At 58.4% G+C, this 24,786-nt stretch carries 23 protein-coding genes; 12 read left to right on the top strand and 11 right to left on the bottom strand.

Translation table 11 applies throughout. From position 1 onward, the window contains the following. Positions 1–229: 229 nt before the first annotated feature. Both LAO20_06770 and LAO20_06775 read right to left on the bottom strand, forming a co-directional pair. Entirely contained in the window at positions 230–1,039 is an 810-nt protein-coding gene (locus LAO20_06770) for an enoyl-CoA hydratase/isomerase family protein (protein MBZ5531115.1), read from the bottom strand. Positions 1,040–1,093: 54 nt separating this feature from the next. Then, on the bottom strand, positions 1,094–1,813 hold the full coding sequence (locus LAO20_06775) for a TetR/AcrR family transcriptional regulator (GenBank protein ID MBZ5531116.1): 720 nt from the start codon (positions 1,811–1,813) through the stop codon (positions 1,094–1,096). A gap of 359 nt (positions 1,814–2,172) precedes the next feature. On the opposite strand from LAO20_06775, the gene LAO20_06780 reads away from it, so the two are divergent. Both LAO20_06780 and LAO20_06785 read left to right on the top strand, forming a co-directional pair. Then, complete coding sequence (locus LAO20_06780) at positions 2,173–3,585, top strand: DUF5666 domain-containing protein (protein ID MBZ5531117.1); 1,413 nt, start codon at positions 2,173–2,175, stop codon at positions 3,583–3,585. A gap of 126 nt (positions 3,586–3,711) precedes the next feature. After that, positions 3,712–4,635 (top strand): polysaccharide deacetylase family protein, encoded by a 924-nt coding sequence (locus tag LAO20_06785; GenBank protein MBZ5531118.1) that lies wholly within the window; start codon positions 3,712–3,714, stop codon positions 4,633–4,635. A 216-nt stretch (positions 4,636–4,851) separates the two neighbouring features. On the opposite strand, the gene LAO20_06790 is transcribed toward LAO20_06785, so the two are convergent. Then, a complete protein-coding gene (locus LAO20_06790; GenBank protein MBZ5531119.1) occupies positions 4,852–5,415 on the bottom strand; it encodes a hypothetical protein in 564 nt (187 codons plus the stop codon). On the opposite strand from LAO20_06790, the gene LAO20_06795 reads away from it, so the two are divergent. After that, the gene (locus tag LAO20_06795) at positions 5,395–6,375 is read left to right on the top strand and encodes a hypothetical protein (GenBank protein MBZ5531120.1); all 981 of its coding nucleotides are present in this window, start codon (positions 5,395–5,397) and stop codon (positions 6,373–6,375) included. The two genes, LAO20_06790 and LAO20_06795, sit on opposite strands and share 21 nt — an antisense overlap. Before the next feature lie 433 nt (positions 6,376–6,808). Here the strand turns inward: LAO20_06795 and LAO20_06800 are convergent, their stop codons facing one another. Then, positions 6,809–8,941, bottom strand: coding sequence for a S9 family peptidase (locus LAO20_06800; protein ID MBZ5531121.1), 2,133 nt, complete (start codon positions 8,939–8,941; stop codon positions 6,809–6,811). Between the two features lie 208 nt (positions 8,942–9,149). On the opposite strand from LAO20_06800, the gene LAO20_06805 reads away from it, so the two are divergent. Continuing rightward, on the top strand, positions 9,150–9,863 hold the full coding sequence (locus LAO20_06805; GenBank protein MBZ5531122.1) for a MerR family transcriptional regulator: 714 nt from the start codon (positions 9,150–9,152) through the stop codon (positions 9,861–9,863). Between the two features lie 219 nt (positions 9,864–10,082). On the opposite strand, the gene LAO20_06810 is transcribed toward LAO20_06805, so the two are convergent. The 3 genes from LAO20_06810 to LAO20_06820 form a co-directional block, all read right to left on the bottom strand. Further along, the gene (locus LAO20_06810; GenBank protein ID MBZ5531123.1) at positions 10,083–10,853 is read right to left on the bottom strand and encodes a hypothetical protein; all 771 of its coding nucleotides are present in this window, start codon (positions 10,851–10,853) and stop codon (positions 10,083–10,085) included. Between the two features lie 216 nt (positions 10,854–11,069). After that, entirely contained in the window at positions 11,070–11,945 is an 876-nt protein-coding gene (locus LAO20_06815) for a hypothetical protein (protein ID MBZ5531124.1), read from the bottom strand. Positions 11,946–12,421: 476 nt separating this feature from the next. Continuing rightward, positions 12,422–12,925, bottom strand: coding sequence for an NADH-quinone oxidoreductase subunit B (locus tag LAO20_06820; protein MBZ5531125.1), 504 nt, complete (start codon positions 12,923–12,925; stop codon positions 12,422–12,424). Between the two features lie 245 nt (positions 12,926–13,170). On the opposite strand from LAO20_06820, the gene LAO20_06825 reads away from it, so the two are divergent. The 3 genes from LAO20_06825 to LAO20_06835 all read left to right on the top strand — a co-directional run bounded on the left by LAO20_06825 (position 13,171) and on the right by LAO20_06835 (position 15,765). After that, the gene (locus LAO20_06825; GenBank protein MBZ5531126.1) at positions 13,171–13,938 is read left to right on the top strand and encodes a methyltransferase domain-containing protein; all 768 of its coding nucleotides are present in this window, start codon (positions 13,171–13,173) and stop codon (positions 13,936–13,938) included. Between the two features lie 104 nt (positions 13,939–14,042). Further along, on the top strand, positions 14,043–14,678 hold the full coding sequence (locus LAO20_06830; GenBank protein MBZ5531127.1) for an MOSC N-terminal beta barrel domain-containing protein: 636 nt from the start codon (positions 14,043–14,045) through the stop codon (positions 14,676–14,678). A gap of 61 nt (positions 14,679–14,739) precedes the next feature. Beyond that, positions 14,740–15,765: a ferrochelatase gene (locus LAO20_06835; protein ID MBZ5531128.1), complete on the top strand. Its 1,026-nt coding sequence runs from the start codon at positions 14,740–14,742 to the stop codon at positions 15,763–15,765. A 113-nt stretch (positions 15,766–15,878) separates the two neighbouring features. On the opposite strand, the gene LAO20_06840 is transcribed toward LAO20_06835, so the two are convergent. Together LAO20_06840 and LAO20_06845 are read right to left on the bottom strand one after the other, a co-directional pair. Then, positions 15,879–17,444 carry a glycosyltransferase family 39 protein gene (locus LAO20_06840; GenBank protein ID MBZ5531129.1) on the bottom strand — a complete coding sequence of 522 codons (1,566 nt, stop codon included), beginning with the start codon at positions 17,442–17,444 and terminating at the stop codon, positions 15,879–15,881. 236 nt (positions 17,445–17,680) lie between these two features. After that, the gene (locus LAO20_06845; GenBank protein MBZ5531130.1) at positions 17,681–18,703 is read right to left on the bottom strand and encodes a zinc-binding dehydrogenase; all 1,023 of its coding nucleotides are present in this window, start codon (positions 18,701–18,703) and stop codon (positions 17,681–17,683) included. 243 nt (positions 18,704–18,946) lie between these two features. On the opposite strand from LAO20_06845, the gene LAO20_06850 reads away from it, so the two are divergent. The 5 genes from LAO20_06850 to LAO20_06870 all read left to right on the top strand — a co-directional run bounded on the left by LAO20_06850 (position 18,947) and on the right by LAO20_06870 (position 23,062). Next, positions 18,947–19,300 (top strand): extradiol dioxygenase, encoded by a 354-nt coding sequence (locus LAO20_06850; GenBank protein ID MBZ5531131.1) that lies wholly within the window; start codon positions 18,947–18,949, stop codon positions 19,298–19,300. Positions 19,301–19,827: 527 nt separating this feature from the next. Beyond that, the gene (locus tag LAO20_06855; GenBank protein MBZ5531132.1) at positions 19,828–20,613 is read left to right on the top strand and encodes a TIR domain-containing protein; all 786 of its coding nucleotides are present in this window, start codon (positions 19,828–19,830) and stop codon (positions 20,611–20,613) included. Positions 20,614–20,751: 138 nt separating this feature from the next. Beyond that, positions 20,752–21,591: an XdhC/CoxI family protein gene (locus tag LAO20_06860; protein ID MBZ5531133.1), complete on the top strand. Its 840-nt coding sequence runs from the start codon at positions 20,752–20,754 to the stop codon at positions 21,589–21,591. A 149-nt stretch (positions 21,592–21,740) separates the two neighbouring features. Then, positions 21,741–22,352, top strand: coding sequence for a nucleotidyltransferase family protein (locus LAO20_06865; GenBank protein ID MBZ5531134.1), 612 nt, complete (start codon positions 21,741–21,743; stop codon positions 22,350–22,352). After that, the gene (locus tag LAO20_06870; GenBank protein MBZ5531135.1) at positions 22,349–23,062 is read left to right on the top strand and encodes a haloacid dehalogenase-like hydrolase; all 714 of its coding nucleotides are present in this window, start codon (positions 22,349–22,351) and stop codon (positions 23,060–23,062) included. The genes LAO20_06865 and LAO20_06870 overlap by 4 nt, the downstream gene beginning before the upstream one ends. Positions 23,063–23,152: 90 nt before the next feature. On the opposite strand, the gene LAO20_06875 is transcribed toward LAO20_06870, so the two are convergent. Together LAO20_06875 and LAO20_06880 are read right to left on the bottom strand one after the other, a co-directional pair. Further along, the gene (locus tag LAO20_06875) at positions 23,153–24,040 is read right to left on the bottom strand and encodes a hypothetical protein (GenBank protein MBZ5531136.1); all 888 of its coding nucleotides are present in this window, start codon (positions 24,038–24,040) and stop codon (positions 23,153–23,155) included. A gap of 185 nt (positions 24,041–24,225) precedes the next feature. Then, positions 24,226–24,588 (bottom strand): iron-sulfur cluster assembly scaffold protein, encoded by a 363-nt coding sequence (locus LAO20_06880; GenBank protein MBZ5531137.1) that lies wholly within the window; start codon positions 24,586–24,588, stop codon positions 24,226–24,228. Positions 24,589–24,786 lie beyond the last annotated feature (198 nt).

Genomic DNA, 24,786 nt, shown 5'->3' on the forward strand with positions numbered 1-24,786 from the left:
CCATTCTCGGGATCCTGCGACTCCGCGCCTATCACTCAATCAATCCTGAGCATAGCTGCTGCGCTTCGCTCAGGATGACAGATCCGAAACAGCGTCGAACAAATAGGGATCCCTCGCTGCGCTCGGATTTCAGAGATCCTTCGACTCGCCCCATCCCGCCGTGCGGGACTCGCGCTCGCTCAGGATGACGGCAGCGGGCTCCCGCTCCGCTCACGCCCGCTGAGCGCCGTCACTTTGCTTTAAACGTTGCTGGTCTCTTGTCCACGTACGCGGCCAGGCCTTCCTTGGCGTCGTCGCTGGCGAACAGGCGCTGTTGCAGTTCGCGCTCCACCGCCAGCGCGGACTCCATGGGAATCTCCCATCCCGTCTGGACCGAGCGCTTGATGTTGCCCACGGCCTTGGCGGCTTTGTTGGGAGGCGTGAACTGGCGCGCGTACTCCATGACGTTGCCCATAAAGTTGTCGCGCTCGTAAATGTCGTTGATGATGCCCATCTCTTTGGCTTCTTCAAAGGTGAAGGTGTTGCCGGTGACCATGAGCTCAATGGCTTTGCTCTTGCCCACCATGCGGCTCAGGCGCTGGGTGCCGCCGGTGCCAGGCAGAACGCCCAGGTTGATTTCCGGCAGGCCGATCTTGCCGGAATCGCGGCGCGCGATGCGCAGGTCCGCGGCCATGGCGATTTCCAGTCCGCCGCCCACGCAGTGGCCGTTGATGGCGGCAATCACCAGCTTGGGTGTGTGCTCCAGGCGCAGCAGCATTTCATTGGCATGCAGGCAGAAGTAATACTTAAAGGTGGGGTCCACCGAGGAAAGCATCTTAATGTTGGCGCCGGCGGAGAAGAATTTGTCGCCCGCGCCGGTCAGCAGCAGCACGTACACGTCATTGTCCATGCGCGCCTTCAGGATGCACTCGTCCAGTTGCCGGTTCATTTCATAGGTGTAGGTATTGGCCGGCGGATCGCACAGTTCGATGACGGCCACGCCGTCTTCCACGCGATAATTGACCAGCGTCTTGGTTTCAGTTGCTGTGGTTGCAGCCATGATTTCAGAGCTCCTTTGAATTGGTTGAGTCTTGACCCGAACGCGAACGGCGACTCAGGGCCTTGTTTCAGAATTTTTCGCTTCAGAATTCTTCCGTTTTGCCTTGCCGGCCAGCACGCCGCTCAGGAAGAGGTCGCCCATCCCGCGGGCCAGTTCGCCGGCATCGGCATCCACGCGCGGGTTGTGCCAGGTGTAGATCCAGTTGATCATGCCAAACAGGCTGAGCACGGCCAGCCGTCCGGAGAATTGTAGTCCTTTGGCCTTGCGCAAATCTTCCAGCAGGTCCAGACAGATGCGGTAATACTCGCGCTTGATGGCCCGCACTTCAGCGCCGTGCTCGTTCTTGAGCGTGTCGTCCTCGTGGGTGAGCACCTTCATGGCCTCTTTGTTGGCCAGGGAATATTCCAGGTGGTTCTCAATAAAGATGCGGATGCGCTCTTCCGGGTCGGCTGACTTTTCCAGGCGCACGCGCAGGTTGGCGATGATGGTCTCAAACGTGTGCTTCTGGATCAGGTACAGCAACTCTTCCTTGGACGCAAAATAATGATACAGCCCGGCCAGGGACATGCCGGCGGCGCGGGAGAGATCGCGCATGGAAGCGCCTTCGTAACCTTTGTCGCAGAAGATGCGCGCGGCGTGCTGCAGCAAGCGGGCTAGCTGGCGGTCAAAACGCGTGTCCGCAGCCGTATCCGCGGCGGGCCGGCGGCCATGCGCCGCCTTCCGGCCCGGCAAAGCCGGTGCGGGTGACGGGATTTCAATGTGGGACTGGGCCATGCGCAAGAGGTTACCGAACGTTCGTTCGGGTCTTATTATGGCTGACGGCCAAGCGCCCCGTCAACTCCGGCCGCCGCGGCCTTGCTCCGCGTCGCCTTCGCCAGCTCCCTACCAGCGGCGCAGAAAGTTGTTCCAGACCGACCTTGAGCGTGTCTTACCCACCAGAGTAACCGGAGCACCAGCAATTATCAGAAAGCGGGCTGTTGCAGCGGCGGAGGAGTAGCGTTCAGGCCAAACAAGCCAGGACGAATGCCTTCCGGCCTCAAAGTACGAGACGAAGCTGGAAAGCAACTCTCGACCGAGGACTCCAAGGTCAACAAAAACAAATTCAATGAAGTCCCCCGAGAAGGAGATTTGAAATGCGTTCACAGAATTCCAAGTCGTTTGCACAGTCGGCCGCGAAGGCCCTATTTGCTCTGGTCCTGGTGGCCGGACTCGTTTTCGCCGTCGGTTGCGGTGGCGGAGGGTCTGCCAGCACTAACCCCGGTCCCAGCCCCACACCCACACCCGCCAACAGCGCGTCCACGCAGGTCCGCTTTGGCGACGCGCCTGCTGACAGCGTGATCTCATTTGAAGTCACCGTCTCGGCTCTTTCGCTCACGCCCAGCGGCGGCGGCGCCGCAGTGACCGTTCCGGTCCCGGCGAACAACCGGCTGGAACTCAGCCATTCGGCCGGCAAGTTTGAACCGTTCCTTACCGGCAGCCTGCCGCAAGGCAGTTTCTCCAGCGCTTCGATGACGCTGGCCAACTCCGAGCTGACGTTCATGGGCAGCACCGGACTCCCGGTCCATATCAATGGTCCGGCGAGCGCTTCGGTCAGCATCGCGCTGAGCCCTGCACTGACCGTCGGAACCAGCCCGCTGGTCCTAAACATTGACGCCAACATCGCCAACTCGGTGACGACCAACGCCTCAGGCGTGATCACGGGCATCAGCTTTGGCTCCAATTCCTTCAGCATCACCGCCAAGGCGCCCGGCGCCCAAGCCAACCAGCAGGACGACGATGGCGAAATCGAAGACGTGCGCGGCACGATCACTTCCGCCACTGCGAACAGCTTCGTGTTGTCCGTGGGCCAGACCAAATCTTCCATGACCTTCAGCTTTGACGCCACCACGCAGTTCAGTGACGGCGTGACCGCCGCCACGCTGGCCAACCAGATCGTGAAAGTGGAAGGCTTCACCAAGTCCGACGGCAGCCTGTTTGCCAAAGAAGTGGAAGGCCTGGAATCGAGCTCCGGCGCGGAAATGGAAAGCTTGATCACCGCCATCTCCGGCACCACGCTCACCATCAGCGCGGATGACGGCATCGGCGGCGGCATGGACGACACCAAGATCGGCGCCAGCTTCACCGTGAACATCGCCGGCCTGAATGCCAGCAAGTTCAAAGTGGACGGCGGCAACGGCTTCGGCGGCAACGTGCCGGCCGGCCTCACCTTCGACGCTACGACCATCCACCAGGGTCAGCACGTGGAAGTGGAGACCAACAACCCGATCCCGGCAGCCAACGGCAGCATCACTCCGGACAAGCTGAAACTGCAACAGCAGGGCGTCTCCGGAACGGTGGCCAACCTGGCGGCCAGCGGCAACTTTGACCTGAACCTGGCGGCCGATTCGCACCTGGCCATCATCTCCGGTCAGACGGTGGTCCACGTCATCAAGGCCTCCAGCACGGACGTCCGCAAGGCTCCGGCGAACGCAGCCGCAGCGCAAGTACGCGGGCTCCTGTTCTGGAACGGGACCTCCTGGCAGATGGTCGCCCGGCGCGTCCGGTAAGCGCAAAACATCGCTTCCCCTTACTTACCACCCCGGTCGCAACTAACCTGCTGCGGCCGGTTTTCTTTTTGCACAGCGTTGCTTCTGCGTACTGTGATTGGCATACTGAAAGTCATGCGAATCATCGTGGCAGTTGTCCTATGCTTCCTGGCGAACATCTCTGGTGCGCAGAACCGAACGGTGGCCATCACGATTGACGATCTGCCGCTGGCCCTGGCCGGTTCGCCGGCCAACGTGACGCCCGCAGAACGGCTGGCCGAAACACGCGCGGTAAATCTGGCGATCCTGAACGGACTCAAGAAGCACCATGCGTGGGCGATTGGGTTCGTGAATGAAAAGAAAGTCGTAGACGGTGGCGCCGCACAGAGCCGGGCGATCCTGCAACAGTGGATCAGGTACGGCAACGATCTGGGCAACCACACTTTCGCCCATCTGGACTTAAGCAAGATTTCGGCGGAGGAATTTGAAAAAGAAGTTGTGGACGGCGAAGCATCGGTCAAACTTCTGATGGCTGGCGCTGGCAAGCCGGTGAGCTACTTGCGCTTCCCTTACAATCACACCGGCGAGACAGCGGAAAAGCACGGAAAAGTGGCCGCGTTCCTGAAGAAGCAAGGTTATGAAGTAGCCACATGCACCGTGGACAATTCAGATTGGGTCTTTGCCCGCGCCTATCGTTTGATGCTGGACCGCAATGATCAAGACGCGGCGCAGCGGCTGCGCACCGCTTACATTGAATACACCGGCCAGGAGCTTGAATACTATTCCCAGCTTCACAAGCAGATCTTTGGACACGAGATTCCCCACGTCATGCTGCTGCATGCCAGCCGTTTGAACGCTGACACCATTGATGACGTCCTGGGTGTTTTTGAGCAGGCAGAGTACCGCTTTGTCACCTTAAAACAGGCACAGAGTGATCCGGCCTACAAGACGCCAGAAACATTAACTTCTGACGGCCCCATGTGGGGGTATCGCTGGGCGCAGGCCCTGCATATCAAAGTCGACGTCAGTCGCGAGCCGCAAGTGCCTGCATGGGTGGCCGAATACAAATAGGGGCTAGAGCGAAGAACAATCCCACCGCCGCTGCTATATCGTTTCGGCCGGTTTTCTTCGCCGAAAGGTCCCCGGTAGGTTCGCTCCTACTACTGGCATTCGGAAGCCATGCGGTTATCCGTGACGACCCTGTCTTTTTCCAGCGCCCTGCTCCACGACCATGTTGTAGGTCAATGGAGCGTGGGCGCTGGTTAGGACACTTTCCGTCTACAGTCTTTAACGAAGCGACTGCAACCTGAGGATCACCCCCAGAATGTTGGCCTGTATGCTATACGAGCCGTTCGAATATCGACCATACCGGTAGCGGCTGGTGAAGCCGTCTTCGTAGCCGCGCCGAAAACCCTCGCGAAAATAGTAGTTGTACTCGGCCTGGTCAACGTAATAACCCGTGTAGCCATAGTTGGCATCCTGGTAGGCGTAGGAAAGGCGGTAATTGGAGCGCCAGTGATCCAGCCGGTCCGCCCGTCCTGCCTGGTAGCCTTCCGCATAGCCATAGTTCACGGCCTGGCGCAGCAGGTCCGCGCCGTACTGGTTCGTCTGGTAATAGCGGGTCCCGCGCTTGTAACGATAGCTCGGTGCCGTGTAGAAGTACGGGTCACTATTGTAATCGTGGTCACGGTCCCGTTCGATGCGTGCTCGCTGCTCGCGCATGCGCTCCAGGTACCCTGACTGGAAACGGTACTGCTCCGCGCGTTTTTGTTGCTGCAGCGCCTCCGTGCGCTGTTGTATGACCTGCTGCTGCGCCTGCTGCTGGCTCTGGTGTTCACGGTACTGGTTCATGCGCTGCTGCTGCTGCGCAATGAGCTGCTGCTGACGCTCTTGCGGGAGCCGCTGTTGCTGCTGCGCTTTCTGTTGTTGTTGCTGCTGCGCTCTCTGCTGTTGTTGCTGCTGGCCTTTCTGCTGCTGGGCCTGCTGCTGCTGTTTCTGCTGCTCCGCGCGCTGTTTTTGCTGTTGGCCTTTTTGCTGCTCTGCTCGCTGTTGTTGTTGTTGCTGGCCCTTTTGCTGTTGGATCTGCTGTTGCTGTTTCTGCTCTGCGCGCTGCTGCTGTTGTTGCTGCTGGCCCCTCTGCTGCTGGATCTGCTCTTGCTGCTTCTGCTGCTCGGCGCGCTGTTGTTGCTGCTGTTGGCCTTTCTGCTGCTCTGCTCGCTGTTGTTGCTGTTGCTGCTGCGCTTTCTGTTGTTGCTGCTGTTGGCCTTTCTGCTGCTGAACCTGCTGTTGCTGCTTCTGCTGCTCCGCGCGCTGTTGCTGCTGGCCCTTTTGCTGTTGGATCTGCTCTTGCTGCTTCTGCTGCTCCGCGCGCTGCTGTTGTTGTTGGCCTTTTTGTTGCTGGAGCTGCTGTTGCTGTTTCTGCTGCTCCGCACGCTGCTGTTGTTGCTGTTGGCCCTTTTGCTGCTCGACGCGCTGTTGTTGTTGTTGCTGCTGGCCCTTTTGCTGCTCGGCGCGCTGCTGCTGTTGTTGCTGCTGGCCTTTCTGCTGCTCGGCGCGCTGTTGCTGTTGTTGCTGCTGGCCTTTTTGCTGCTGGATCTGCTCTTGCTGCTTCTGCTGCTCCGCGCGCCGTTGTTGTTGTTGTTGTTGCTGTTGGCCCCTCGGCGGTTGTTCGGGTTTAGCCTGCGGTTGTTCGGGCTTGGCTTGCGGTTGTTCGGGCGTGGCCTGCTTTTTGCCCCTTTGCTTTTCGGCCTGTTTTTCTTGCTGGGCTTGCTCGTCCTGTTTTTTCTGCTTTTCGTCCTGCTGGCTCTGTAGAGCATAGCCCGGAATGTTGGCGCCGATAAGACAGAAGAGAACTGCCGTGCTGATGATTCCGAATCGTTTCATGGGTCTTTGCCTTTCCGCGTATTCCAAACCCAACAATTTGCTCTGCAGCTTGTGCTGCGGCCTGCACCTTAGCGCCTGTGAGTGCGTTTCAGGAACGATTGGGCTGCGGCTGGCACCGCTACTCTACGCTATTCAAATCATGAAGACGGATTCAGATGTATGGATGTGACGCCAGTCACGCATCTTAGTGAGTCCGTCTTTGGAGCCGCGCATTGCGTGGCGAAATGGTCTTCAATCAGGGTGCTGTTTGATGGACCAGTGCAAGCGCCACTCGCTTCATGAGTGTTGCCTCATGTTTAAGCTTAGGCGCAGCAGAGGTTATCGACTGTATCCTTTTGAACAGTTCAAGGCCGGAAAGTTGTTACTTGCCAATTCCCAACTGCGTGAGCATGAATGCGTAGTCGAACGCGATTTCATGGTAGCGGTCGTACCGCCCGGACGCTCCGCCGTGGCCGGCGGCCATGTTGGTCTTGAGCACAAGCACGTTCTTGTCGTCCTTAAGCGTGCGCAGCTTCGCCACATACTTGGCCGGTTCCCAATACATGACCTGGCTGTCATTGAATGACGTCTTCACCAGGATCGTCGGGTATGAGCCTTTCTTCAGGTTGTCATACGGCGAATATTTCAGCATGTAGTCGTACGCGGGCTTCTCGTTGGGATTGCCCCACTCTTCGTACTCGCCCACGGTAAGCGGCAAAGTCGCGTCCAGCATGGTGTTCATCACGTCCACAAAAGGCACGTGCGAAACCACCACCTTGAACAAATCAGGACGCAGGTTGGTGACGGCGCCCATGAGCAGTCCGCCGGCAGAGCCGCCTTCAATGGCGATCTTGTCGCGCGCGCCGAACTTGGCGGCCACCAGGTGCTCGGTGCAGGCGATGAAGTCAGTGAAGGTATTCATCTTGTTCATCATGCGGCCGGCATCGTGCCAGGCCTTGCCCATGTCGCCGCCGCCACGTATGTGGGCGAAGGCCATGACCACGCCGCGGTCCATCAGCGATAAGCGCGTGGCGCTGAAGGTGACGGGCAAGCTGAAGCCATAAGATCCGTAAGCGTAAACGTACAGCGGGTTGGAGCCGTCCGCCTTCTTCAGGTCTTTGCGATAGACCACGGAGATAGGCACCTTGACGCCGTCCTGCGCCGTGGCCCACACGCGCTCGGAAGTGTACTTGGAAGGATCGTAGCCGCCGGGGACTTCCGTCTGCTTGAGCAGCGTGGAGCTGTGCTTTTCCACGTCATAGTCAAACACCGAAGCCGGCGTGACCAGCGACTGGTAGGAATAACGGAACAACTTGGTCTTGAATTCGCGATTCACCTGCGGAAACGCGGCGTACACCGGTTCGGTGTAGGCGATGCGTTTTTTCTCTCCGCTGGCCAGGTTCACGACGGTCAGCTCCGGCAAACCGTTTTCGCGTTCGGCCAGAACGTAGAAGTCTTCGAACATTTCAATGCCGCTCAACATCACGTCCGGGCGGACGGGGATGATTTCCTTCCAGTTTTCCTTAAACGGCGCGCTCACCGGAGCTTTGACCAGGCGGAAGTTGCGGCCTTTGTCATTGGCGCGGATGAAGAACTCGTCGCCGTGATTGTCCACGTAGTATTCAACGCCCTGCTGGCGCTCGGCGATCACTATCCACTTGGCCGCGGGCTTGGCGGCGTCAATGTAGCGGAATTCAGAAGTCGTGTGGCTGCCGCTCTCCAGCAGCAAATACCGGCCGCTGCGCGTCTTGCGCACGCCAACCTCAAACCGCTCGTCGGACTCTTCAAAGATCAGCGCGTCGTGGGGCGCGGTGCTGCTCAAGCTGTGGCGATACATGCGGTATTGCCGCTTCGTCTGCTCGTCTTCCACCGTATAGAAAATGGTCTGGTTGTCATTGGCCCAGGCGATGGAGCCGACGCGCTCGGCCAGGGCGGCGGAATCTTTTCCCGTACGCAGGTCGCGGACGTAGAGTTTGTACTGGCGGAAGCCGGTGTTGTCGGTGGAGTAGGCCAGCAGGTTGCCGTCGTCGCTGACCTCAAACCCGCCCAGCGACATGAACGCCTGCCCCTTGGCCAGCTCGTTCACGTCCACAACGATGGATTCGGCGGCGTCCAGGCTCCCTTTCTTGCGGCAGTAGATCGGGTACTGCTGGCCCTTTTCCCAGCGCGAGTAATAAAAATATTCGCCCTGTTTGTAGGGAACGTTGACGTCAGTCTCCTTGAGGTGGCTGATCATCTCGTCATAGAGCTTCTGCTGCAGACCTTCAGTGGACTTCATGACGGAGTCGGTGTAGGCGTTCTCCGCATTTAGATACTGGGCGACCTCCGGATTCGCTTTGTCGCGCAGCCAGCGATAGTCGTCCACCAGCGTGCCGCCATTGACGTGGTTCTCCGTGTGGACTTTCTTGGCCACAGGCGGAGCCGGAGCGGCGGCTGTTGCGCTGCCGGCTTTTTTATCGTCTGCGTTTGCGAATGTACTCATGAGGATGAACAGGACAACCAGAGATTTTTTCATAGATCCGCCTTTTGCGAGGAAGGTGGGCTGGAGGATTATAGCAAGTACGGAAACAACCTTGAAAAGCTCACCACAGAGGGCACAGAGGGAACACGGAGGCTAAGTGCGGAGATCAGATGATCCGCCAAAGTAACGCCTATAGTAGAAAAATAACTCTTGAGCCTGACCTTACGTCAGCCCCGATGATGATGGAGAGAGACGGCAACCGATGTACAAAGTCAAAGAATTCGCCGAGAAGGCCGGGGTCACTGTACGCACCCTTCACCACTACGACCGGCTGGGGCTGCTGAAGCCCAGCGGACGTAGCAGCGCGGGCTACCGCCTGTACGCCGATCGCGACTTCGTCCGCCTGCAGCAGATTGTGACTTTGAAGTTCATCGGACTGCCTCTCAAGGACATCAAGGCCTTGCTGGATTCCAGCGACCTGGACCTGAAAGCAACGCTTCGCCTGCAACGCCGGCTGCTCACGGAAAAACGCCGGCAGTTGGAGACGGCCATTGCGGCCATCGCAGAGGCCGAAGCCGAGGCGGAGCGGGCCATCGCGTCCAGCCGCGCGCCGGACCTGGCGGCCTTGAAGAAAATCATCGAGGTGATGGAAAGGCAGAACGATATGGAATGGACAAAAAAATATTACAGCGAAGAAGCGCAGGCCAAGATCGTCGAGCGGGCGCGGACCTTTACGCCAGAAATGCAAGCCAAAGTGACGCAGGACTGGAACGAACTGATTCGCGATGTGGAGTCGGCCATCAGCAACCATGAAGACCCGGCCGGCGCCAAAGCGCGCAAGCTGGCGGAACGATGGGTGGGCCTGCTGAGCGGCTTTACCGGCGGCGATCCCGAAGTACAGAAAGGGCTGAACAAGCTCTACTCTGACCCAGGAGGCTGCCCGCCAGCTTCAAGAAGCCATGGAGCGATGAAGTAGAGGCGTTCATCCGGAAAGCCAGGGCGGCACACAAGATTTCGTGCGCTTAGTCAGAGAAAACAATAAACCACAAAGGACACGAAGGAGCACGAAGGGCAAGCAGGACAAACGGCCCGCGTTATCCCTTTGTGGCCTTTGTGGTCAATCGCTTTTGCCGGGTTCTTTGCCGGCGCGCAACGCTATTCCCTTTTCCAGGAGAGAGCGAAGGAATATCTGCGCTCACGGCGTGGACTTGCCGGGCTTTCCCGCTTTTTGCTTTTGGATCGTGAATTCCATCTCCGGGTAACTGGGGGCAACCTGCAAGAAGCCTGCGTGCGAGAGCGCAGCAGGTGCGGCGAGAGTCGCCAGGCGCTGGCCGTTTTGGCTGTCGCTCAGGTAGAGCATCAAGCCGGCATCGTGGGAGAGAGGTGCCCACGTCGGATCGCTGGCGAAGTCAGGCAACTCCACCGTGAACGATCCATCCGCGTCCACCGACGCCTTGCCCAAGGCAAAGGGAGATATGGCGCCCTTCGAGATACCAAAAAACTTCTGCGCCCAGGAGCAAACGTAAAGGGCCTCAAGCTGCAGAGTTTTGCCTGCAAGCGCGGGCTGCGCCAGCGCGGACGCGGCAGCCTTGCCCCGCAATTCGACAGTGGAGAGTTTCTGGCACTGGAATTCGGCCTGGCGGTTACTGGAAAGATCGTCAACGCTGATGGTGACGAACTGGCAGCCTGGCGCGTACAAAATGGCCCGCAAACTCCGCGGGGACTTCCCTTGACTCCCGCCCTTCAAGACGATGTTGTTGCCATCAGCCTGTGTAATCGTGTTGGAGAGATGCTTGCCCGCGTCATCGGTGAGCAGGTAACGCGCCTGCACATCTTTGGCCAGCGTGGGAGCATTCACGGAGATGGTAAAAATGTCTTCACTGACGCCGGCTTGCTGGGCCAGGCAAAACGCGGGGAATGCTAAAAAGAGAGCGGAAGTAAGAAGCTGAGGCAGATGAAATTTCATTTCTTGCACCTCGCAGCCATTATCGCGCAAAGCGGACCGGGTTGAAGATTTATTGTGCCGGGATGCAGTAGACGGCGCTCCCGCCGGACGGGTCACCCCCCCAGGCCGCGAACGTCCGCTGCAACGCGAATCTACGAAGAGTTTTTGCGGCGAACATTCGTGGCCATAGTAAGGTTGCTTTCATCCATCGTTGTTTTTATCAATCAAGGTCCGGTTTCAGTTTTGCGTGCGGGTAAGTTGCATGCGGAAGCTCAGCAGGTTGACGCACACGTTGCCAGAGACGGTGTCGTTCCAGGTGCCCTGCAGGGTGCCGTTTTGCAGCCCGTTGACTTTGTTTGGATTGTAGGTCGCAAAGGTGGTAAAGAACGCGCAGAAAATATTGTTCTGATAGTGTGTTGTGGAAGCGCTGGTGGTCGCCGAACAATTGAAAGTATTCTGCCAGCTATCGGACGCCAGGAACCAACCTGACCCGGTGAACCAGGTCAGGTTCTCCCCTCCCAGGATTCCGGTTACGCAATTGCCTGCGCCGCTCCACCTCCAAGTGGTGCTGTTCTGATCAGAATTTACCGTGATATTGATAGGATCGACCCACCAGGTTTTCAAAAAGCCGGCACTCTGCACGGTGGCCAGCGCCAGGGCCCCGCCAGGTTGATGGGCCAAAGGCTTACCCGCACCGGTACGGACCGGCACTGCGCTCAACGAATTTTCCGAGGTGTTGGCCAGATTCGCCGATTCAGCAGGCGTCAGCTCGGCAATCTCCGCCGGTTGTCCAACTTCAAACTGCGCGGCGCAGGTGTTGTTGGCCGCATCGACACTGATCTCCGATACCCTGTGCGCTTCGATGGCCTTTTGGCCGGGCGCCAGGGAAAGAGAAAAGCGGCATGTATCCGGAACCACCGTCTGCGTGGTGGGGTCTATCTGCACCATGTTGGAGGGCACAAAAATACCGGAGAGTGTGGTGGTGATGGGGTTTACCAGAGGCCGGTCAATCTGCGGCTGTCCTGTCTGGTTCTGTGACGCCTGGGCCAAGCACGTAAGCGGCAAGAGAAATACTGTCGCCAACAAGGAGAGAATTGTTGCTCTTGTTTTCATTGTGGTTTTTCCTTTTCAAAACCACATGCGCGGTTTGATGCAGTTTTTGGAATTGTCCTATCCGGAAAGCCAATATAAGTTTCACTTATGAACCGTTTCGGGAAGCCATTTCGGGAAAATCAAATGCGGCTGGCGAATGCGAAGAGGTAATCGCTAAGAGTTTTCTTAGCAGCGCGCTGGCATCATCCTGCACCCGACATCATGTATACAGGCCGGAAAAGTAAACCAGGAAGGTCATGGCTATCGAGGCCAGGACTGGCATCAGACTCAGGGGCAGCCATACTCGGGCGTCGCGCCAGGGAAGTCTGACCAAAGCGATGACGGCGGGGCTGGCGATAGCCAGAGCGAACAAGTTGCTGGACCGCGATCACAGAGCAATCGCCAGGAAGATATATAGAAGGAAAAGCGCGACGATTCCTGAAGTCTTCAAACCGCGCAGCTAAAGGCCGGAGGCTAACTGCTAAAGACTGGTTTCCTTACGACAGGTTCAGCGCCCGCTTGAACGTTCCCCGCTCTTTCTGGATTTTTTCCTGCAGCAGCGTGATGGCATAGATCAACTGCTCAGGACGGGGCGGGCAGCCGGGGACGTAGACGTCCACGGGGATCACCTGGTTCACGCCTTGCACCAACGCGTAATTGTTGAACACGCCGCCGGAGGTGGCGCAGGCGCCCATGGAGATCACCCACTTGGGTTCCGGCATCTGCTCCCAGAGCTGGCGGATGACCGGCGCCATTTTCTGCGAGACTCGTCCGGCGATGATCATGAGGTCGGATTGACGGGGCGACGGGCGGAACACCTCCGCGCCGAAGCGGGCGATATCGAAACGCGACGCGCCCATGGCCATCATTTCAATGGCGCAGCAGGCCAGGCCGAACGTCATGGGCCAGATGGAGCTCTTGCGCATCCAGTTGACTACGTTGTCCAGCGAGGTCAGGACCACGCCCTGCGGCTGTTCGTTGCCGAACAGCAGGTTGCGCATGCTTGTGGCGTCGGCTTCGCCGGCGGTGTTCTCAAAGCGGTGAGTCAGCATTTCACGCTCGGCGTGCTTGTCAATCAGATGGTCGCTCATGGCTGGCTCTATTGTAATTGGATGGTGGCGGGGTTGGGAAGGAGCTACAAAAGATCGGGCGATCGCTCGTGATCGGGCGATCTGGTGATCTGAAAGCCAACTGCAAGGTCGGTTCGCGCGGCTCCTTCCTGCCCGACTCCTGTAAGATACGTCGCATGGATTCCCACAACGCCCGCATCCTCGACCAGTTCACCCGCCAGGCGGTGCCGTTTTCGCAGTCGCCCAGCGTCAGCAACCAGGAAGCGCTGAGCAACATCGTTAAAGCGGCAGAAGCCGGGCCAACCGACACTTCCCTGGACGTCGCCTGCGGACCGGGGCTGCTGGTGTGCGCGTTCGCCCGGGTCGTACGCTTTGCGACGGGGATTGACCTGACTCCGGCCATGCTGGAACAGGCGCGCAGGCTGCAGCAAGAGCAGGGGCTGACCAACGTGAGCTGGCAGCAGGGCGACGTGACCTCACTTCCCTACCCGGCTGAGCATTTTTCCATCGTGAGCTCGCGATTTGCATTCCATCACTTGCAGGACCCGCTGGCGGTTCTGAAAGAAAAGAAACGGGTATGCAAGCCCGGCGGACGCGTGGTGGTGGCGGACATGGCGCCGCGCCCGGAGAAAGCCGCGGCTTTAAACGCGGAAGAGATTCTGCGCGACCCTTCGCACGTCCGCGCCATGCCGGAAGAAGAGCTGCTGGGGTTGTTCGCCCAGGCCGGCTTGCCGGAGCCGCGCGTCACACGCTATCGCGTGGAGTGCGAGTTGGAAGACTTGCTCTCACGTTCGTTCCCCAATGAAGGCGACGCCGACCGCATCCGCCAGATCTTTGCCGATTCCATCGAAAACGACGCTCTTGACCTAAACACCAGAAAAGCAAACGGCGTGATCTACTACAGTTTTCCCGTGGCGGTGATGGTGGCGAGGAAGAGCAGCTAGCAAATAGCAACTGGCAAATAGCCAGTTAGCCATTAGCACTTAGAGGTCGAGGCCAATTGCTGGTCTCTGAATCCTTCATCTCGGCAAAGCATCACATAATCTTCATGCATGTCTCCGAGCTTTGGCGGTATCCCATCAAGAGCCTGAAAGGCGTTCGCATTCAGGAGGCCGAGATGACTGAGAACGGCATTCCCGGCGACCGCGAGATTGCTGTGCTGGGAAGCAACGGCCGCTTCCTTACTTCGCGCAGCAAGCCCAAGTTGCTGGGGCTGCGCGGCGAACTGAGCGCCGACGGCGTAGCGACGATCAACGGACATCGCTGGGATTCCAAGGAAGCCCTGGCGCTGGTGAGCGACGCAGTGGGCGAACCGGCGCAACTGGTGAAGGTCCCGCAACCGCAGGCTTTTGACATATTGCCGCTGCTGGTCGCCACGGACGGCGCAGCGCAGTTCCTGAACATTGACCATCGCCGATTGCGTCCGAACATCCTGCTGGCGGACGTGCCGGAGTTGGAAGAACGCAAATGGCCGGGACGCGTGCTGGCCATCGGCGACGTGCGCATTGAGCTGGTCAAGCTGCGCGAACGCTGCGTGATGACCACCTACGATCCGGACACGCAGGTACAAGACCGCTCCGTGCTGGTGCGCATCATACAGCAATTGGACGGTACCACGGCGCTGGACAGCGCGGTGATCACGCCGGGCGTGATCCACGTGGGCGACGAAGCAAGAATCCTCTAGGGACGAACGTCTGTTAGTCTGATGCGTCAGTCCTCATGTCATACACTGGAGTTTTTCAGGGATGAATTACGATGCGGTACTGGTACTTTCGTTTGGCGGTCCGGAAGCAAGAGAAGAAGTGCTGCCGTTCTTGCGCAACGTGTTGCGCGGCCGCAACGTGCCCGAAGAGCGCATGCTGGAAGTGGCCGAGCACTACTACCATTTTGGCGGACGCAGCCCCATCAACGACCAGAATCGCGCGCTCATCGCCGCGCTGGAGAAAGAACTGGAGCAGCACGGACCGCAGCTTCCCGTCTACTGGGGAAATCGCAACTGGGACCCTTACCTGGCAGACACGCTGCAGCAGATGAAAGATGACGGCGTGGAGCGCGCGCTGGCGTACGTGACGTCGGCTTTCAGTTCCTATTCCGGATGCAGGCAGTATCGCGAAGATATTGCGGCCGCGCAGGCCAAGGTAGGAGAAGGCGCTCCGCAGGTGGACAAGTTGCGGGTTTTCTTTAACCATCCAGGCTTCATCGGGACGATGGCGGAGAACGTGCAAACCGCGCTGCACAGGCTTCCTGCTGAAGTGCGCGACCGCACGCAGGTGATCTACACGGCGCACAGCATACCGGTTTCCATGGCGCAAGGCGGCAGGTACGTGACGCAACTGGAAGAGAGCTGCCGGCTGATTTCGTCGGCGCTGAAGCGCACCGGCGACACGCTGGCTTACCAGAGCCGCAGCGGGCCTCCGAGCCAGCCGTGGCTGGAGCCGGACATACTCGCGTACCTGCGGTCGGTGAAAGAAAGCGATTCTCATCCGGCGGTGGTGATCTGCCCGGTGGGCTTCACTTCCGACCACATGGAAGTCCTCTACGATCTGGACACCGAAGCGCAGGAACTGTGTCACGAATTGCGGCTGCCGATGGTCCGCGCGGCGACGGTGGGAACGCATCCGCGGTTCATTACCATGATTCGCGAATTGATCATGGAACGCATGGACCCCACGGCGCCGCGGCGCGCGCTGGGCACGTTGGGTCCGAGTCATGATGTTTGTCCGGTGGATTGCTGTCCGGCGCCCCAGCGGAAACCAGCACTCAGCAGTTAGCACTCAGCAGTTAGTCTCTTGTCGTCATTCAGCAACCTTCGGTTCCTGCCAACTCGTCAAGTCGACATCTCGCACCCAGCGGTGTCTTTCGTGGCTGACTGCTGACTGCTCCATTAGTCCCACTGCTTCAACTTCGGCCAAACGTCACGCAGGTTGGCTTTGAGGCCGCGGCACAGCAGGATGTGGAACCACTCGTCACGGCGCGCGTACGGATGGTGCAAAGCCCCCACGTCCTGCACACTCTGGAACATTCGCGGCTCATCGCGACCGCCACTGCGCAGCATGATCATGATCTCCCCGGTGTAATTGCGCGGACCCCATATCCAATAATTGTTGTGCTTGCTGATGGCCGGCGGCAGGCCGTACTTGGGACCGTAAAAATCCACTGCCGCAGCTTCACCCCAGCCGTTGGAGAAGATGGCGGTGCGGGCACGCTCCTCGGGAGGCAGGCTGTTGTATACGCGCGCCACTTCCTGCACCATGTACTCCCATCCAAACTCGTCAGCAAACCATTGCGGCAAAGGACCGTTTTGCTGGTGCTCAAACTCCGGCGGCTTCATTCCCAGCTTGTCTTCATAGCGCAAAAAGCTTTCCGGCGACAACACGGGCACGGACATGGGGAGAAGCAGGATGCTGGCGAAGATCACCATCGCAACGTAGAGGCCGCGGGGCCACAGGGTGGCACGGCGTCCGGCGGTGATGCGTTCCAAGCCGATGGCGCCAGCGGCAAACAACATGGGATAGACCGGCGTCACGTAATAGTTCTTGCCTTTGAGCACGATGAAGCTGGTTAACACCACGACGAAAGCCCAGCTCAGCACGCGATAACGCTTCCCTTCGCGATCGAAAAATAGCCAGACCACCCCGCCCAGCCACAAAGGAAACAGCAGTGGATTCATGATCGTGGCCTGGTCAACGATGAAGGCCACCGGACCGCGCACTATGTCGCGGTTGCCCATGCGGATGTTGTGGATCAATTCAAGAAACGGAAAATGGTTCCGCACTTCCCACAGGAAATTGGGAAGCGCGATGACCACGCACGCCAGCACGCCCAGCCAGAGATAGCGACTCTTGAAGAAACGGCGTTCGGGCGTGAGCAGCACGCCCACGAACAGTCCAAGCAGCAGGAACGCGATGGAGTATTTGTTTTCAAAACCCACTCCGGCCAGCGCGCCGAACCAGAACCAGTAACGCCCGTCGCCAGTGTTGATGGCGCGGATGACCAGCCAAACGCAGCCCATCCAGATGAGTTGTTCGAAGACGTTGTCCGTGAGCCAGTGATGGGCAACCAGATAAATGGGGACGAAAACAACAGCGAGCGCGGCAAAGGCCTGGGCGAAGCGTCTGCCGCCCATCTCGCGGGCCATCTTGCCGGTGAGCCAGACCAGGGCCGCTCCGGCAAGCGCCGGCAGAATGCGCACGCCCAGGGGCGATTCGCCGAACACGTGGCGGGCAATCCAGGCGACGAACGGCGTGAACGGCGGATGGTCCACGTAGCCCCAGGCCAAGTGGCGCGAGCATGCCAGATAGTACATTTCATCGCGGAAGATGCCGTAACGCGCGGCGGTGAGCAGGTGCAGCAACAGCTTGGCCGCGGCGATATAGAGGACGAGCGCGGGGCCGGTGGCGAAGCGGTTCTGGGGCTTTGTTGTGACCGGTAGGGTGGCGACGCTGCTCATGGCGCTCTATTCTTTCACTCCCTCAATTCATTCGTCATCCCGAACCCCGTCAATGAGGACGCGTTCTCTTCAGCGTCCGAATAGGGGTGAGGGACTCTGTGTCTTTATGCCACGGGAGTTTCGGAGATGGCGAAACGCAAGGTCCCTCGGTCCTACTCGCGCGCTGAAGAAAACGCGCGCTCGTCACACGGACCTCGGGATGACGTTATCTTAGAGGACCAGACAAATCTCGTCCGCTATGGATTCAAGATGATTTTCCCGAACTGCTCGCTCTTCTCCAATCGCGCATGCGCAGCGGCGGCTTCGCGCAAGGGGAAGCTTTTGTCCACTACCGGTTTGATCTTGCCGGAAAAGATGTGCTTCATCACTTCATGAAAGTCGCCCTGCGTCCCCATGAAGGACCCGAGGAATGAAAGCTGGCGGGCAAAGAGGAAGCGGATGTCGAACGCGGCCTCCGGGCCGGTGGTGGCGCCGCAGGTGACCAGCTTGCCGCCGGGGCGCAGCGACTTCATGCTCTCCTTCCACGTGGCCTGGCCGACGTGTTCAAAAACAATGTCACACATGGCCTTGTTGGTGAAGGCCTTCACCTCATCCGCGATTTTCTCGCGATAGTGGTTGATGACGTGGTCGGCGCCCAGGTCGCGGCACTGGTCGGATTTGCTTTCGTCGCCGGCGGTGGCGATGCAGATGGCGCCGAACATCTTGCAAATCTGAATCGCGATTGTGCCCACGCCCGAGCCTCCGCCCAGGACCAGCACGACGTCGCCGGGCTTGATCCCGCAGCGGCCCACCAGCATGTGCCACGCGGTCAGCGCGACCAGCGGCACAGAGGCGGCTTCGTCGTAGGTCAGCTCGTCCGGAATGGGCAGGACGTTCACGCGCGGCACGGCGATGTAGTCAGCATTGCCGCCGTCATTGAGGTATCCCAGCACGCTGTACTGCAGGCAAAAATTCTGCTCGCCGCGGGTGCAGGCCGGGCACACGCCGCAGAACGTGTGCGGCGCCAGCAGCACGCGCTGGCCAGGACGCAGGTCGGTGATGTATTCCCCGACTTCTGTGATGTCGCCGGAAACGTCACTGCCGTTGATGTGCGGCAGCTTGATGCCCGGCAGTCCCTTGCGGATAAACAGGTCAAGATGGTTCAGCGCGCAGGCCTTCACTCGCACCAGCACCTGGTCCTTGCGCGGCTTGGGATCAGGCACATCTTCAAACTTGAGAACTTCAGGACCACCGAATTCGTGGAAGCGGATGGCTTTCATTTCTTCTCCTTGGAGAAACAGGTGAATTTAGCAGAAAACCCACCACGGAGGCACGGAGGCACGGAGAAAAAAAATTGGTAATCGGGTAAGTTGGCAACTTGTCAATTGAAGATCGTATTCCCGTGATGATTTTCATTTACCCGCTTACCAAATTACCCAACTGCCAATCGCGGACTCTTCCATCAGTGATATCAGTTGAATCGTCAGTAATATCCGTGTGAATCCCTGGTAAAGTTCCCTCGTATGATCTCCGGTCTCCACGCCATCCTCTACTCTCCGGACGCCGACAAAGTCCGGGCTTTCTTGCGCGACGTTCTTGGCTTCAAATCGGTGGACGCCGGCCATGGCTGGATGATTTTTGCCGTGCCGCCGGCGGAGCTGGCTGCCCATCCGGTGGACGAAGGGCAAAAGCCTTATCACGAACTCTATCTGATGTGTGACGACCTAAAAGCAACCATGAACGACCTGGCGAGCAAAGGCGTAAAGTGCAGCGCGGTCACGGAAGCCCGCTGGGGATCGGTAACCAAGATTCAGTTGCCCGGCGGCGGCGAACTGGGACTGTACCAGCCGAGGCATCTGACGGCGCTCAATCTCTAATCGGCACCGGGCAACTACCCAGCCGAAAGAACGCCATACCGCCGCATTTCGGCTGAGAATCACCTCCGTTTTGTTTACCATTTCATAAATATTTCGCCCACCCCACCCCCTTATGGACGCTTTTGTTGAAAACAAAAGGCCAAACCCAATTCGACCGGTCGGTCACCGGACGGTCGAAGCTCCTTTTTGGCCTCGTTTCGAGGGCCAATCGGCAATCATTTTTTCAGCAGGTTCGCTTCAGCTTTGTTATCAACTAATAAACAGCGGTGAACGACTCACCCGATGCTGAGTGCTCAGTGTTATTTGTCAAAGATCGGCCCTTCCCGGCCTGAGCCGTGCAGAACTTCAGATCATTCGCTAACAGTATATCGTATTTTGTTCGCTAATGCAATTCGCTAACGCATTATGGACCACAGTTGCCTTGCGTGAGCATCGTGAAAGTTCTTGCCTGAATAAGGCTTGCGTGTCAGATCTCAAGTAGTTCCGCGTTTGAGGCTTACTCCGAATGTGCCATAATCGTGCTCACAATGGACGTGTTCATAAGCTGGTCTGGCGAACGTAGCCGGGCAGCCGCAGAAGCCCTTCGCGGATGGCCGCCCAAGATCATCAATGCAATCAAGCCTTGGCTTTCATCTGAGGATATTGACAAAGGTGCTCGATGGGGCACCGATGTCGCGTCTCGATTGGAGGCAGCAAAAGCTGGGATCATATGCCTGACTCCGGGTAATTTGCATTCAGACTGGATACTTTTCGAAGCTGGGGCGCTTTCCAAGACTCTTCAGAATACCTACGTGTGCCCGTTTCTGATCGGGCTGGAACCTTCCGACATCAAACCTCCTTTGGCACAGTTTCAAGCCACAAGAGCCCAGAAGAACGACGTCTTGAAGCTACTAAAAAACTTAAACAGTGCGTTAGCTGAGAGTGCTTTGCCTGAAGCGCACATCGAGGAAGCATTCGAGGTTTGGTGGCCAAAATTGGAATCTCAATTGAAAGCATTGCCCGTCGAAGGTTCAACAACCAAAACGCACCGACAAGATCGTGAATTGCTAGAGGAGATTCTTTCACTCGTTAGGAATCAGAACAGATCTTCAATGGAGGCCCTGTTTCCTAAGACTTTTGATCTCAATGACATAAAGACTGAAATCGACAAACAAGCCATCGTGCGAGCGCTTGATGCATCAGAAGGAAGTTTTGCTCACGCGGCGCGCCTGCTTGGCATTAGTCGGGAAGCTCTTCAGGTAAAAGCTAAGGACTATGGAATTGTGCCAAAACGAACAGATACAAAAGATCCCAACGGTGCCAAAGATACTTAGCTCGATTCGGACCAAAACAGCAACAAAACAAGAAGGGAACTCAAAACGTTGACCTCAGGGAGATAGCTCTTTTGTTGCTCTTCTCCGTGCCTCCGTGTCTCCGTGGTGAGCTCTTGCGTGGTCGGCTACAATATCCCCGTGGACATCTACGAAGAAATAACCCGGCTTCGCAAAGAAGGACGGCGCGGCGCGCTGGCCACCATCATCAACGTGCGCGGCTCCATCCCGTCGTTTGAGACGGCCAAAATGCTGGTGCGCGAGGACGGCAGCATCGTCGGCACCATCGGCGGGGGCTGCGTGGAGGCCGAAGTCTGGGAAGCGGCAAAGGAAGTCATGAAGTGCGAGAAGCCGCAGAGCTTGAACTTCAACCTGAACAACGATCCCAAATACGATACCGGCCTGGTCTGCGGCGGCACGCTGGAGATTTACGTGGAGCCGGTGCTGCCGGTTTCCACGCTTTACATTTTTGGCGCGGGGCACGTGGCCTGGAGCCTGTACAAGACGGCGCGCATGGCCGGCTTTGACGTGGTGGTCACCGACGATCGCGAGACTTATGCCAACCGCGAGCGCTTCCCTGACGCGCGCGACGTTTACGCCGACGAGTATGAGCGCGTGATGCCGCAACTGGCGCCCAATGATTCTTCCTACATTGTGATTGTCACGCGCGGTCATCGCGACGATATGCGCGTGCTGCGCTGGGCGGCGGAGACACCGGCAAAATATGTCGGCATGATCGGTTCGCAGCGCAAGACCATCGCCATCTACAAAGAGCTGGAAAAAGAAGGCATCGCCGCGGACAAGCTGGCGCGGGTGTTTGCCCCGGTGGGCATTGATATCGGCGCGATCACGCCGGAGGAGATCGCCGTTGCGATTACCGCGGAGCTGATTGCGATTCGCCGCGGTTCGAAGACGGCCTTGCCTCATATGAAGAGCGCCAAGGCGGCGGAGATCCTCAAGCAAAATCTTACCGCTGATTAACGCTGATGACGCTGATTGAGATAGGGTTCTGAAACAGCACGGGATTGGGTAAATGGGTAATTTGGTAAATGGGTAATTGAAAACCGGCGTAAACCAAACGCAGTTTCTAAATTACCCATTTACCAATTTACGCAATTACCAATTTTCTTATGCCTCTTTCACCATCTTTTGCGGGCGTAATCCTGGCGGCGGGAGCGTCGTCGCGCATGGGCCGCGACAAAGCCTTGCTTCCCTGGCAGGATGGAACGTTTCTTTCCGCGGCCATCGAAGCGCTGCGGCGGGTGACGGAGCTGGTGATCGTGGTGGCCGGCGAAAACCACGAAGAGGTGGAACCCATCGTCAACGCCTATGCTGCGTTTATGGTTGTGAACCCGCATCCCGAGCAGGGCCAGTTCAGTTCGTTGCGGATCGGATTGCAGGCAGTGATGAACTACGGCCGCGACGCGGCCATCATTACACTGGTTGACCGTCCGGCGCCCAGCGATGAGGCCATCGCGCAGATAAAAGATGCGTTTCTGTCGGCCAGCGACCAGACCTGGGCCGTAGTACCAGAGCACGGCGGAAAACACGGCCATCCGATTGTGATTGGCCGGGAGATGATCGAAGTATTTCTGCGCGCGCCCGCTTCCAGCAATGCCCGCGCGGTGGAACACGCCAACCAGGGCCACATCCTCTATGTAGCGGTGGACGATCCGCTGGTGGCCGTCAACGTGAACACGGAAGAAGATTACGAAAAACTGCGCTTAGGACTGGTGACTTGAAGATTCAGCCCGTGCTCTCTCCCGCAGCACAACTCTTTGTGGATTCGATTCTGGCCATGCAGCCCAGGGTCGCCGTATTTGACTGTGACGGCACGCTGTGGGCGGGCGATTCCGGCGCTGACTTTTTCTATTGGGAAGTGGAGCGCGGCCTGTTGCCTGCCAAGACCGCTGAGTGGGCGGTGGCGCGCTACGCCGACTACAAACAAGGCAACGTAGGCGAAGAAATCATGTGCGGCGAGATGGTCACCATCAACGCGCAGATTGCCGAGCAGCGGATGGAAGAGGAATCGGCGGCGATGTTCGCCCAGGTGGTGGAGCCGCGCATCTTCCCCGAGATGCAGCACTTGACGCGCGAGCTGGCCCGTGCGGGATGCAGTTTGTGGGCGGTGTCGTCCACCAACGTGTGGGTGGTGCGCGAAGGCGTCAAGCGTTTTGGCATTCCGGCTGAGAACGTTCTGGCGGCCAGCGTCCATATCAAAGACGGCCGGGTCACCGACCGGCTGGTGCGCGTCCCCAGCGGCCCGGCCAAAGCTACGGCGCTGCGTGAGGTGGTGCGCCGCAAAGTGGATGTTTGCCTGGGAAACTCAATTCACGACCTGGAGATGCTGCAAGCGGCGCAGCATGCGGTGGCGGTGAATCCCAATCCTGACCTGGAAGCCTTTGCCGCGGAAAAAGCGTGGAAGATTTATTGGCCCTCTGGGACGAAGTAAAGCTCAACCACAAAGGGCACGAAGGCACACAAAGGTTCGCGCAATTTTGGCTGCCTTCGTGCTACTTCGTGTCCTTTGTGGTTAAGGCCTCTAGCGGAACAGGTTCTGCAACTGCTGCTTGAACCATTCCCAGTTGGTGGGTGCGCGCCGGGGAGGCGTAGCCGACCAGTTGCGCAGGTTTTGCACCTGGCGGAAGTCCGGCGGCACTTCAAACAGCGCGGGATCGAGCGGGCCTTCGCGCAATTCCACCACTTCTGATCCCCAGGTGGAGGCGATCAGGTGCGGGGCGCCGTCGCGCAACGGGGTCTCGCTCTTTACCGTGGTCATGACCTTCACGGGGAACCCTGGTTCAGCGCCGCTGCGATGCACTTCAATCTTGTCCATCTTGTTCAAGCACGCGTCGGCCGAGCCGGCGGAGAGCACCGAGGCTACCACCACACCGAACGCGTCCTTTTTGGGCTGGCGCCATTTGGGCATCACGGCGGGATCAATGTACCAGCCGTCGGTTTCGCTCTCTGAATCCTTGGAGCAGGCGCCTTTGCTGGCGACACGCCTTTCGCGGGTCACGATGTGGCGCGCCAGATGACCAAAGATTTCCTTGCGCTCGCCGGTATCAATGTTTTCGATGAATATCTGCAACGTGCCGCCGGAGTCGGCAACCGATCTGCGCCGCCTGCCCAGGTCTATGCCGTTGTTGTCGGTTTCGTACGTTAGATATTCCTTGGCTTGCACGTCCAGGACGAAAACGCGGTCGCGCTCACCGCGCTGGATGATGCTGGCCATGGGCGGGCCAAAGCGTTCACCCATGCGGGTCTGCCATTCATTGCGCAAGCGGTCAGCGGTGAGATATTCCGTCCGCGTATCCGTAAAGCCGCCGGTGACCTGCCGGGTCACGATCTTTACCCCGTTGACCGGAGGTCCCGGAGTCACCAGCGAGGTGACCGAGACGAGCAACAGCAGCAACGTTGATAAAGGCATCAGTAATCCCCTCAGAAGGCCTGGGCAGCACGACTTGGGGGTTTATTGTACTGCCATTCGGACGAAACAGAACTGTTTTTAACCATAAAAAATATCAATTTCATGAAGAGCCAGGCCGGATTGACGTACCGTACTCGCCGGCGAGGTGCGGACGACGGGCCGCGATTGGAGACCAAAGAAAACCCCTAAGCGGGCAGTTTTTCCAGCACCTGGGCGAGCACATCCATGGCCAGATGGGATGCGTGCATGGAGGCATTTTCCAGGCCGCCGAGCGCGGCCACCAGTTGCTCGCGCTGGATGGCGCGCGCTTCCGCGGGCGATTTTCCCAAAACCATCTCCGTAAGGCAGGAGCCGGCGGCAATCGAAGCCACGCAGCCGCGCGTCTTGAAGCGCACTTGTTCGATGCGACCACCAGTGAGTTTGACGGCCAGCTTCATGATGTCGCCGCAGACGGGATGCTCAAGGCGAGCTTCTGCGTCCGCGTGGTCGAGTTCCCCGACGTTGCGCGGGTTCTGGAAGTGGTCGAGGATTTTTTCGGAGTAAGGCATGCTGGAAGTGGATGTGCCGCCCCTACGGGGCTCTCATTGTCTTGCAACTCACCCAGGCCTTCCGGCCTGGGCTAACTCATTTCGCGCCTAACGGCGCTGGACCATCTTGCCGCAGCACAGAATCGTCAAACCCAGGCATCGCAACATATTCCTCTAAAGTAGCCAAGGAATTCTTCATTAGGAACTTGGCTTCCTTAA

The sequence above is a fragment of the Terriglobia bacterium genome, assembly GCA_020072815.1.
Lineage (GTDB): Bacteria > Acidobacteriota > Terriglobia > Terriglobales > Acidobacteriaceae > Angelobacter.

Bases quoted from the DNA above. Each gene is read 5' to 3' on its own strand.
- LAO20_06815 (MBZ5531124.1), bottom strand. From the start codon at position 11,945: ATGAAAACAAGAGCAACAATTCTCTCCTTGTTGGCGACAGTATTTCTC.
- LAO20_06790 (MBZ5531119.1), bottom strand. From the start codon at position 5,415: ATGAACCAGTACCGTGAACACCAGAGCCAGCAGCAGGCGCAGCAGCAG.
- LAO20_06855 (MBZ5531132.1), top strand. From the start codon at position 19,828: ATGGACGTGTTCATAAGCTGGTCTGGCGAACGTAGCCGGGCAGCCGCA.
- LAO20_06800 (MBZ5531121.1), bottom strand. From the start codon at position 8,941: ATGAAAAAATCTCTGGTTGTCCTGTTCATCCTCATGAGTACATTCGCA.
- LAO20_06835 (MBZ5531128.1), top strand. From the start codon at position 14,740: ATGAATTACGATGCGGTACTGGTACTTTCGTTTGGCGGTCCGGAAGCA.
- LAO20_06865 (MBZ5531134.1), top strand. From the start codon at position 21,741: ATGCCTCTTTCACCATCTTTTGCGGGCGTAATCCTGGCGGCGGGAGCG.
- LAO20_06775 (MBZ5531116.1), bottom strand. From the start codon at position 1,813: ATGGCCCAGTCCCACATTGAAATCCCGTCACCCGCACCGGCTTTGCCG.
- LAO20_06875 (MBZ5531136.1), bottom strand. From the start codon at position 24,040: ATGCCTTTATCAACGTTGCTGCTGTTGCTCGTCTCGGTCACCTCGCTG.
- LAO20_06770 (MBZ5531115.1), bottom strand. From the start codon at position 1,039: ATGGCTGCAACCACAGCAACTGAAACCAAGACGCTGGTCAATTATCGC.
- LAO20_06845 (MBZ5531130.1), bottom strand. From the start codon at position 18,703: ATGAAAGCCATCCGCTTCCACGAATTCGGTGGTCCTGAAGTTCTCAAG.
- LAO20_06830 (MBZ5531127.1), top strand. From the start codon at position 14,043: ATGCATGTCTCCGAGCTTTGGCGGTATCCCATCAAGAGCCTGAAAGGC.
- LAO20_06825 (MBZ5531126.1), top strand. From the start codon at position 13,171: ATGGATTCCCACAACGCCCGCATCCTCGACCAGTTCACCCGCCAGGCG.
- LAO20_06810 (MBZ5531123.1), bottom strand. From the start codon at position 10,853: ATGAAATTTCATCTGCCTCAGCTTCTTACTTCCGCTCTCTTTTTAGCA.
- LAO20_06805 (MBZ5531122.1), top strand. From the start codon at position 9,150: ATGTACAAAGTCAAAGAATTCGCCGAGAAGGCCGGGGTCACTGTACGC.
- LAO20_06820 (MBZ5531125.1), bottom strand. From the start codon at position 12,925: ATGCGCAACCTGCTGTTCGGCAACGAACAGCCGCAGGGCGTGGTCCTG.
- LAO20_06780 (MBZ5531117.1), top strand. From the start codon at position 2,173: ATGCGTTCACAGAATTCCAAGTCGTTTGCACAGTCGGCCGCGAAGGCC.
- LAO20_06840 (MBZ5531129.1), bottom strand. From the start codon at position 17,444: ATGAGCAGCGTCGCCACCCTACCGGTCACAACAAAGCCCCAGAACCGC.
- LAO20_06850 (MBZ5531131.1), top strand. From the start codon at position 18,947: ATGATCTCCGGTCTCCACGCCATCCTCTACTCTCCGGACGCCGACAAA.
- LAO20_06880 (MBZ5531137.1), bottom strand. From the start codon at position 24,588: ATGCCTTACTCCGAAAAAATCCTCGACCACTTCCAGAACCCGCGCAAC.